The 7,980-nt window shown below is 71.0% G+C and carries 9 protein-coding genes and 1 tRNA gene; 2 read left to right on the forward strand and 8 right to left on the reverse strand.

The annotated features are described in order from the left end of the window. Window positions 1-177: 177 nt before the first annotated feature. Window positions 178-390, reverse strand: coding sequence for a hypothetical protein (locus tag ITI46_RS16960; RefSeq protein ID WP_209240404.1), 213 nt, complete (start codon window positions 388-390; stop codon window positions 178-180). Window positions 391-445: 55 nt separating this feature from the next. Between ITI46_RS16960 and ITI46_RS16965 the strand changes: the two genes are divergently transcribed. Continuing rightward, window positions 446-982, forward strand: coding sequence for a hypothetical protein (locus tag ITI46_RS16965; RefSeq protein WP_209240405.1), 537 nt, complete (start codon window positions 446-448; stop codon window positions 980-982). 233 nt (window positions 983-1,215) lie between these two features. Here ITI46_RS16965 and ITI46_RS16970 read toward each other — a convergent pair. The 7 genes from ITI46_RS16970 to galU all read right to left on the reverse strand — a co-directional run bounded on the left by ITI46_RS16970 (window position 1,216) and on the right by galU (window position 7,188). Then, window positions 1,216-1,289, reverse strand: a tRNA-Ala gene (locus ITI46_RS16970). A gap of 72 nt (window positions 1,290-1,361) precedes the next feature. Next, entirely contained in the window at window positions 1,362-2,915 is a 1,554-nt protein-coding gene (locus ITI46_RS16975) for a SepX/GlpR family protein (RefSeq protein WP_209240406.1), read from the reverse strand. A 195-nt stretch (window positions 2,916-3,110) separates the two neighbouring features. Further along, complete coding sequence (locus tag ITI46_RS16980; RefSeq protein ID WP_209240413.1) at window positions 3,111-3,740, reverse strand: GNAT family N-acetyltransferase; 630 nt, start codon at window positions 3,738-3,740, stop codon at window positions 3,111-3,113. After that, window positions 3,737-4,375: a MogA/MoaB family molybdenum cofactor biosynthesis protein gene (locus ITI46_RS16985; RefSeq protein WP_209240407.1), complete on the reverse strand. Its 639-nt coding sequence runs from the start codon at window positions 4,373-4,375 to the stop codon at window positions 3,737-3,739. The genes ITI46_RS16980 and ITI46_RS16985 overlap by 4 nt, the downstream gene beginning before the upstream one ends. Continuing rightward, the gene (moaC, locus tag ITI46_RS16990; RefSeq protein ID WP_209240408.1) at window positions 4,372-4,878 is read right to left on the reverse strand and encodes a cyclic pyranopterin monophosphate synthase MoaC; all 507 of its coding nucleotides are present in this window, start codon (window positions 4,876-4,878) and stop codon (window positions 4,372-4,374) included. Before moaC ends, ITI46_RS16985 begins: the two co-directional genes overlap by 4 nt. A gap of 66 nt (window positions 4,879-4,944) precedes the next feature. After that, complete coding sequence (gene glp, locus ITI46_RS16995; RefSeq protein ID WP_209240409.1) at window positions 4,945-6,282, reverse strand: molybdotransferase-like divisome protein Glp; 1,338 nt, start codon at window positions 6,280-6,282, stop codon at window positions 4,945-4,947. Between the two features lie 3 nt (window positions 6,283-6,285). Continuing rightward, complete coding sequence (gene galU / locus ITI46_RS17000; protein WP_209240410.1) at window positions 6,286-7,188, reverse strand: UTP--glucose-1-phosphate uridylyltransferase GalU; 903 nt, start codon at window positions 7,186-7,188, stop codon at window positions 6,286-6,288. Window positions 7,189-7,297: 109 nt separating this feature from the next. Here galU and ITI46_RS17005 point away from each other — a divergent pair, with 109 nt between their 5' ends. Next, window positions 7,298-7,912: a 5-formyltetrahydrofolate cyclo-ligase gene (locus ITI46_RS17005; protein WP_209240411.1), complete on the forward strand. Its 615-nt coding sequence runs from the start codon at window positions 7,298-7,300 to the stop codon at window positions 7,910-7,912. Window positions 7,913-7,980 lie beyond the last annotated feature (68 nt).

The following is a 7,980-nucleotide window of genomic DNA, read 5'->3' on the forward strand; positions in this document are numbered from 1 at the left end:
GGCGGGTGGAGCCGCGAATTCGTCATGCCCGATCGCCGTTTGCGCGATTCTGGGCAGGGATTGGGGCTTCGTGATCCGTTTTCCTTTCGAAGGTCGCCGTTTGAGGCCACAGTCGAGTGTTGAGCCCGACGGCGAGTCGGGCCACAGTCGCCACGTCCGGCCAGGATCGTCCTCTGATCAGGTCGGCGATGGCTGCCGGTTGACGCCCGATACGTCCGCCACCCTCCGCAGGCTCAGCCCCTGCTCGGCCATGGCGCCGACGAGACCGCGGGCAACGTCCTGTACGGCGGTAGCCCCGGGCTCCGTGAGCTGGCAGTTGGGCCAGGCTTCCGGATCCGCGGCAAGCTCGCGCGGCCCGGCCGCCGGCTCGTCCCCTTCGGTCAACTGCACACGCCGCGACCGCCTCCGCCCACAAGGCAACCGCATCGCAGGCCCGCCGCCCACGATGCTGGACATCAGCGACGCCCGGCGCCGCGCGGCTCACCCGGCCGCCAAACCCACCGTCCAACTCCCGCCCGCCGAGTGGCTCGACCCACCACCGGCCGATCAACTGCCCGCAGTCTGCTCGAAGTCGGCCATCACCGTTCCCGCGGACGCCTCCGGCGATCTCAAGACCGGCAAGTTCCGGCAGGACATCCCCTACCTCTCCACCGCCTGGATCGCCGCATACAAACCCATCCGATCGCACAACGAGGGGATTCACGGGCGGCTCAAGAGCGACGAGATCGACATCGGGAATCCCAAGCACCGGCCGGCACCCGGCCAGGTCGCCCAGAGCCTCCTCGTCGCCCTCCTGGTCACCGCCGGCAACCTGGACATCCTCGAGACCTGGCTCTACCAGCGCACCGGCGCCCACCTGACCGACAGCGACTTCCACACCGACGCCAACACCCGCAGCACACCGCCTGGCGCACGGCCAGTCGAAGCCACGCCGTTCCCCCGCGCCGGACTGCCACCCCCACGGCACCCCACTCGTCGCTGAATAGGCACAACAACCGCAGACAGCCACCACCAGCCCCGGCACCCCGGGGCTCCTCGCGTCGGCCGCACCACCTGCCGAAGCCCCAGCCCCACCGACCGCAGCCGCGACCAGCCCCATCCACCACCCCGAACACGGTCGAACGGACCCCAGAAACGACAAAGATCCCGACCGATCATGATGATCAGCGGGATCTCGTCAACCGCTCCCGAGCGAGCTCAAGAACAGTCGTGCTGTGGACCTGAGGGGATTTGAACCCCTGACCCTCTCGTTGCGAACGAGATGCGCTACCGGACTGCGCTACAGGCCCTTGCGACGGGTGAAACCTTAGCATCCTCGTCGGGGCGGGAGGAAATCCGTTGCTGCGCTGGTCACGGGGCGGTCATTCGTTGGCGGCGCGGGGGCGCTCCTCGTCCTCGTACTGGTCGAAGAGGGGCGTACGGTCGCGCTCGCCGGTGCGGCGGGGGCGGGGAGCGCCGTCGGCCTCGTCCTCCGGGGGCTGCGGCTCGGCGACGGGGGCGGTGCTGGAGCGGGCCGAGCTCCACGCGTCCGGGGCCTCCAGGTCGACGCCGCGCGTCGCGCGGGGCGCGACGGGAGCGCTCACGTAGGTGGGCAGCGGGACCGGTACGGGGTCCCAGCCTTCGCTCTCGGAGGAGTCGCGGTCCCGGGCGCGCTGCTGGTCGACCCATTCCGCGTGGTCGGTCTGCTCCACCAGGGCGCGCCGTTCGGCGGCCTCCTGCTGCTCCGCCTGGGCGCGGGCTTCCCGCCGGGCATCCGTACGGTCCTCGCCGTGCGCGTCCGGTTGGCTGCTGACGCGCTCGCGCTCGGGAGCCGCGGCCTCCGGGGCGGCGCCCGCACGGGAACGTCGGCCCTCGCGGCCCGCCCCGTGCTCGGGGTGTGCGGCGAGGCCGGGTTCGGTGTCCGGCTCCTGCGCGGCGGCACGGCGGCGGCCGGACGCGCCCGTGGTACCGCCCCGCGGCCGCTGGGCGTGCAGGCTGCGCGCTGCCGCCTCGGCCTGGCGCCGGTCCATGGTGAAGGCGAAACGGCGCCGCTCCTGGGCGCGTAGGTAGACGATGTAGGCGCTCAGCAGTACGGCGGGGATCGCGGGCACCCACAGGAGGGCGAGGCCGCGGACTGCGGCGATCACGGTGCCGACCGTGAAGGCGAGGAACAGCAGCATCGTCGTACGCCGCCGCCGGGCGAGCAGCTTGGCGCGCTTGGCCTGCTTGGCGCGTCTGCCCTCCAGCGCGGCAGCGCGCGCCTCGGCGCTCTGGTTACGCGGCGCGCCTGCGCCGTCGCCCGCGGCTGTCCTGGGGTGGTCCTGTTCGTGTGAGGCGGCTTCCTCACGCGCGGACTCCCCTGGCTGAGCCTGTGCGGGACGCTGCGCGCCGCCAGGGCCGCCGTGAGCACCGCCGGGACCGCCGCGTGCGGCGCCCTGGCCGCTGTGCGCACCGTGCGCGGCAGCGCCGCCTTGACCGTGCCTGCCGCCGTGCGGTGCGTGCGGCGCGGGGCGGTCCGGGATGCGGTGAGCATGTACTTCGGTCAGCGCTTCGGAACCGGGAGCGCCGACCATGGTCTTGGGGTCGGCGAAGGCCCGGACGTCCACCGCCTGTTCGGTGAGGGCGTCCGGGTCGCTCCCGTACGCGTCATCGTCGTAGCCGCCCTCACCGTGCGCGCCGGGGCGGCCGGGTTCGGACGCCGCTTTTCGCGCGTACGGATCGTCCGCTGCCCACCCCTCGCGCGCCCGGCGCCGCTCCGCTTCTCTCGCGTAACGGCGTTCCATGCCGGCTTTGCCGGACAACAGCCGGATGGCGGTGCTGAAGCGTTCCGTCGGACGGGCTTCGTTCAGCTCGTCCTGCCGGCGAAGCCACATCGGCACCAAGTAGGCGGCCCAGGCCCCGACGATGACTGCGTAGATGAGGCCACTGCTGCTCACCCTCACACGGTAGAGGGGATCGCATGAGCCCATCTGCCAAATAGCCCGGTGTGTCGCACGATCTGGCTGATCCCTCGAACTTTTTTTGTGACTGCTCGTCCGGGCTACGCGGAAATGGCCGATAAATGGCCGGGTAAGGACTGGCTGTCCGGAGCCTATCGGGAGTGGGGCCCGGCAACTCCACAATTCGAACGTCTATTTTATTTCTGTCGAGTGGCCGGGCTGCGACCGGTGCCAGCGGGTCAGCAGTCCCTCTGGTACCTCCTCGGCGGTCAGCGCGAACACCAGATGGTCGCGCCAGGCTCCGTCGATGTGGAGATACCGGGGGCGGGTGCCTTCTTCCCTGAAGCCGAGTTTTTCCACCACACGGCGGCTGGGGACGTTCTCCGGGCGGATGCACACTTCCACACGGTGCAGCCCCACGGAATGGAAACAGTGGTCCACAGCGAGCGCCACTGCTGTCGGCATCACGCCGCGCCCCGCCACCGCACGGTCGATCCAGTAGCCGATATGCCCGGAGCACATGGAGCCCCAGGTGATGCCCGCAACGGTCAGCTGTCCGGCAAGTCTTCCCTCGTACTCGACGACAAAGGGAAGCATCCGTCCGGCCTGTGCCTCGGTCCGCAGATGGCGCACCATCTGGCGGAAGGTGGGACGCCGCGGCGGCAGCTGACCGGGAGGCGCCGGCGGGATCGTGGCCTCCCAGGGGCGCAGCCAGTCCCGGTTGCGCTGGTTGACCTCACGCCAGGCCCGCTGGTCGCGCAGCCTTATGGGGCGGAGGGCCGTGGGACCGTCCGCCAGCTCGGCCGGCCACGGTGCGTTCAGCGGGGGTCGTCCCCTCTGGGGACGCCGGGCTGCGGGGAGGTGCCCGGCTCAGCGGGGTGGTCGCCGCCGTGGATCTGGTCGACGGCGTGCGTCAGCAGCCGACTGAGAACCGCCAGCCCGTCCTTCACGCCCCCAGTAGAGCCCGGAAGGTTGACGATCAAGGTGCGGCCCGCGACGCCGGCGACGCCGCGGGAGAGGGCCGCCGTGGGCACCTTCGTCAGCCCCTCGGCGCGGATGGCCTCGGCGATGCCCGGGATCTCGTAGTCCAGGACGTCCCGGGTGACCTCCGGTGTCCGGTCGGTCGGGGAGATGCCGGTGCCACCCGTCGTCAGTACGACGGCGTAGCCCGCCTCCACGGCCTCCTGCAGCGCCTTGCGGACGGGCTCCCCGTCCGGGACCACCCGCGGCCCGTCCGCGGCGAATCCCAGGTCCCTCAGGCCCTCCACGAGGAGCGGCCCGCCCTTGTCGGCGTAGACCCCGGCGGAGGCGCGGTTGGACGCCGTCACGGCGAGGGCACGGTAGGGCGGCCTGGCGCCCGCTGTGGCCTGGCCGGGTTCGCGGTGGCCGTGCGGGGCGGGTGGAGCCGTGTGCCCGTGCGGGGGTGCCCCGGTCTCGTGCTGCTGGGGACCGCTCATGCGCCCTCCTCGTCGGTGAGCGGCCGGCGTGTCCAGTCTCCTGACTTTCCGCCGGTCTTCTCCTCCACCCTGACGTCCGTGATGGCTGCCGACTTGTCGACGGCCTTCACCATGTCGATGACCGTCAAGGCGGCGACGGTAACCGCTGTGAGCGCTTCCATTTCGACGCCGGTGCGGTCGGTGGTCTTCACCCGGGCTGCGATCTCGACTGCGTCGTCGGCGACGGACAGCTCGACCTTGACGCCGGAGACGGCGAGGGGGTGGCACAGCGGGATGAGTTCCGGGGTCTTCTTGGCGCCCATGATCCCCGCGATCCGGGCAGTGGCCAAGGCGTCTCCCTTGGGCACACCCTCGCCCCTCAGCAGTGCGACGACTTCCGGGGAGACGAGCACGCGTCCAGTGGCGCGGGCCGTCCTGGCGGTGACGTCCTTCTCGGACACGTCGACCATCCGCGCTGCCCCGGACGCGTCGACGTGAGTGAGGTGCTGCTGGGGGCTGGTCATGGTTCTCCCGGTCCTGTGCTGTGCCCAGACACGGTACCGGCAGCGAGAAGGGTGCGGCCCGGTGCGTCAGTCGAGGGGGACGACCGTCACCTCGTCCCCGGGGGCGAGCCGGCCGGTCTTCTCGGGGATGTCGATCAGGGCGTTGGCCTGTGCGAGGGCGGCGATCAGGTGGGAGCCCGCTCCGCCGACCGCGCGGACGGTGCCCGTCTCGTCCTCCTCGCCGGGCGGTGTGTAGTCGCCCCGCAGGAACTGCCGCTTGCCCTCTGGTGAGCTCAGTGCGTCGTCCCCGGCCAGGCGGGCGCGTACGGTCCGGCGGCGGACGGGCTGCCGGCCCATCAGGGTGCGCAGGGCAGGGCGGACGAACAGTTCGAAGGAGACGTAGGCACTCACCGGGTTGCCCGGAAGCGTCAGGATGGGGGTGCGGTCGGGACCGATCAGGCCGAAGCCCTGGGGCTTGCCCGGCTGCATCGCCAGTCTGCGGAACTCCACCGGATCGGCGACGGCGTCCATGCGGTCCTCCTCGCCGCCCCGGAAGGCGTCCACCCGGGAGAGCGCTTCCTTGACGACGTCGTAGGCACCGACGCTGACCCCGCCACTGGTGACGACCAGGTCGGCGCGGATGAGCTGGTCCTCGATGGTGGCGCGCAGCGTCTCCGCGTCGTCGGCCACCGCTCCGACCCGGTAGGGGATGGCTCCGGCCTCGCGTGCTGCGGCAGTGAGCACGAAGCTGTTGGCGTCGTGGATCTGGCCGGGGCCCAATGGCTCCCCTGGTGCGACGAGTTCGCTGCCGGTGGAGAGGACCACCACCCGGGGCCGTGGCCGGACGGTGGCCGTTCCGCGTCCGATGGCCGCCAGCAGGCCCACCTGTGCGGGGCCCAGCACAGTGCCCGCCTTGAGTGCGACAGTGCCCGGTTTCACGTCGCTGCCCTTGGCCCGTACGTGCTGCCGGGGATGCACCGGACGGTGCACACGTACCTGGCCGGTGGCGCCCTCGGGGGCGTCACTGTGCGCGGGCATGGAGTCCGCCGGACCGCCGCCTGTGCCGCCGTCCGTCCATTCCACAGGGACGACGGCTTCGGCCCCGGGCGGGAGCGGTGCACCAGTCATGATGCGGGCCGCCTCGCCCGATCCGACAGTGAGCTCATCCGCGCTGCCCGCCGCGATGTCGCCGATCACACTGAGCACAGCGGGGAACTCCTCGCTGGCGCCCTCGACGTCGGCCGTCCGTACGGCGTAGCCGTCCATGGAACTGTTGTCGAACGGCGGGAGGGCCGCCGGGACGATGACGTCATCGACCAGGGTGCAGCCCTGTGCGTCGAGCAGGTTCAGCTCGATGGGGTCCAGTGGACGGATGCTGCGGAGGATGTCCTCCAGGTGCTCCTCGACCGACCAGGTCTTGCTCAAGACTTACATCTCCTCGGTGACGTAACCGCGCAGCCAGTCCCGGAACTCCGGGCCCAGGTCCTCACGTTCGCACGCGAGCCTGACAATGGCACGCAGGTAGTCTCCCCGGTCCCCGGTGTCGTAGCGACGGCCACTGAAGACGACGCCGTGTACGGGGCCGCCCAGGGACTCGTCGGCGGAGAGTGCCTGGAGCGCGTCGGTCAGCTGGATTTCGCCGCCCCTGCCGGGCTCGGTCTTGCTGAGGACCTCGAAGACGGCCGGGTCGAGCACATACCGGCCGATGATGGCCAGGTTGCTGGGCGCCTCCTGGGCCGAGGGCTTCTCCACCAGGTCGGAGACACGGACCACGTCGCCCTCTGAGGTGGCCTCGGCCGCCGCCGCGCCGTAGAGGTGGATGCTGATCGGGTCGACCTCCAGCAGCGCGATGACACTGCCGCCGCGCTCCTCCTGGACCTCGATCATGCGGGACAGCAGAGGGTCGCGCGGGTCGATCAGGTCGTCGCCCAGCAGGACGGCGAAGGGCTGGTCCCCCACGTGCGGGGCTGCGCACAGGATGGCGTGGCCCAGGCCGCGCGGGTCGCCCTGCCGGACGTAGTGCATGGTCGCCAGATCGCTGGACTCCTGCACCCGGGCGAGCTTTCCGTCGTCCCCCTTGTCACGGAGCACCTGCTCCAGCTCATAGTTGCGGTCGAAGTGGTCCTCCAGGGGACGCTTGTTACGGCCGGTGACCATGAGGACGTCCGAGAGCCCGGCTGTGACGGCTTCCTCGACCACATACTGGATCGCGGGTTTGTCGACGACCGGAAGCATCTCTTTAGGTGTGGCCTTTGTCGCAGGCAGGAAGCGCGTGCCCAGGCCGGCGGCGGGGATGACTGCCTTGGTGATCCGTGCGCGGGGAGAAGTCATGTCCCGCACCATAACCGCTGACTTGATGCCGAAGATAAGCGTCCACGGCGTTTATCGCGTTTGTTGGGTTTGTTGCATTTTTTACAGCGCGGAAAGGACGTGGATTCCCATGGGCGAGCCGGAGGCCGTCGGCAACCGTAGTAAGCGCGAGTTGCGCCGCACTGTCCTGTCGGTGAGGAGAACATTGACTCCGGACGACCTCCAGGCAGCCGCGCTCGCTTTGGCGCGGCATGTGCTGGAACTTCCGGAGCTGTCCGGCGCCACCACGGTCGCCGCCTATGTGTCCGTCGGCAGCGAGCCGGGCACCGGCCCTCTGCTGGAGGCGCTGAGCGAGCGGGGCGTGCGGGTGCTGCTGCCGGTGCTCCAGGAGGACAACGACCTCGACTGGGCGCTCTACGAGGGCCCGCAGAAGCTCGTAGCGGCCGGGCGCGGGCTGCGTGAACCGTCCGGCAGGAGGCTCGGCCCCGAGGCGGTCACCCAGACCGACGCGGTGCTGCTGCCGGGGCTGGCCGTGGACCGCAGCGGGCTGCGGCTGGGCCGTGGTGCCGGATGCTACGACCGGGTGCTCGCCCGGCTGGCGGCCCACGGTGCACAGCCGGCGTGTGCGGTGCTGCTGTACGACGGTGAAGTGGTCGACCGTATCGACGGCGAGGAGCACGACCGGCGGGTGGAGACGGCCGTGACCCCGAGCGGAGTGCACCGCTTCGGGGTCACGGAGGGCTGACGGGAGCCGGAGGGTGGGAGGCGAAGGGCCGCGGGGTGCGTAAGGGCTGCGGGAACCGGGGGCGGGCC

The organism is Streptomyces oryzae (assembly GCF_017676365.1).
GTDB classification, from domain to species: domain Bacteria; phylum Actinomycetota; class Actinomycetes; order Streptomycetales; family Streptomycetaceae; genus Streptomyces; species Streptomyces oryzae.

What these genes read in the sequence shown, in the direction of transcription:
- ITI46_RS16985 (WP_209240407.1), bottom strand. Translation starts at nt 4,375, where the DNA reads ATGAGCGGTCCCCAGCAGCACGAGACCGGGGCACCCCCGCACGGGCAC.
- ITI46_RS16965 (WP_209240405.1), top strand. Translation starts at nt 446, where the DNA reads ATGCTGGACATCAGCGACGCCCGGCGCCGCGCGGCTCACCCGGCCGCC.
- moaC (WP_209240408.1), bottom strand. Translation starts at nt 4,878, where the DNA reads ATGACCAGCCCCCAGCAGCACCTCACTCACGTCGACGCGTCCGGGGCA.
- ITI46_RS17005 (WP_209240411.1), top strand. Translation starts at nt 7,298, where the DNA reads ATGGGCGAGCCGGAGGCCGTCGGCAACCGTAGTAAGCGCGAGTTGCGC.
- galU (WP_209240410.1), bottom strand. Translation starts at nt 7,188, where the DNA reads ATGACTTCTCCCCGCGCACGGATCACCAAGGCAGTCATCCCCGCCGCC.